Genomic DNA, 1001 nt, shown 5'->3' on the forward strand with positions numbered 1-1001 from the left:
GGACCACCAACTTGTTTTAGGTGTTGATGTCTTACTGTCGTCTCTGTCAGATAAAATGAAAGGCATATTGGCCAGTTCAGGAGCCAGCACCGGAGTGGAAGCGTTTGTGTTCCGTCGCAATGGGGAAGTTACCGCGACCAACTTAGCGCCCGATTTTTCAGACGAAATGCCACCCGCAGCAAAGTTAGAATTGACAGCGGAGCAGCGTCAGCTTGTTGAGAACACACGCTCACTAAAAGTCTCTAACCAAACCGCTTGGGGCCCAATGGATTACGCTATTTCGGGCGAGCCAAGAGGCTACGCAATTGACCTACTTAAAGAGCTGTCTCGCTCTACGGGTTTAAAATTCGAGTTCATTAACGGCTTTACTTGGAATGAGTTATTGCAGCAGTACACGGATGGATCACTCGATGTGCTTCATTCACTGCAGAACAATAATCAAGGTTATGCGACAGGGGCGTTTAGTGATCCAATTTACCAACTGCCTTTCGCTATCATAGCCAACAAAGGTTTTGGGAAAGTTGAATCTTTGAATGAGTTCAATGGTAAGCGTTTGGCGATTCTATCGGGCTGGTCGATTATCCCGGAATTTAGAGCTCGATTCCCACAAATTGATCTGGTTGAATTTTCCAATATCAACGACAGTGTTAATGCTTTAAAGGCAGGAGAAGTTGACGGTTTCTTGGATAGCTCGGCGATTTTGAAGTCCGCGATTCAACAGTATTTCTTAGTCGATATGAAGCTTCATGAGGGGATCTCTGAGCTGGTGGAGCACTTCCCATCTAATTATCATATTCTGATGCAGAAAGGTGACCAAGATGTCGTTGAGATCATTAACTTAGCTATAGCGAATATCAGTCAGGAGCAGCGCAGCTACCTTGATAATAAATGGTTAAACCCAAACAGAAAAATTGCAAAAGAGGACATGCGCCGAGTTCCTTACTTAGAGTTGTATGAATTTGCTCACACTGACGCGCTTCATGGACAGCTAGTGAAACGCA

Annotated in this window: 1 protein-coding gene; it reads left to right on the plus strand. The window is 45.0% G+C overall.

What is annotated here, in order from left to right; translation table 11 throughout:
- Window positions 1-1001, plus strand: a 1001-nt coding sequence (locus KIV40_RS32955) for a transporter substrate-binding domain-containing protein (RefSeq protein ID WP_285353586.1), incomplete at both ends; no start/stop codon positions are given.

The sequence above is a fragment of the Vibrio sp. D173a genome (assembly GCF_030248475.1).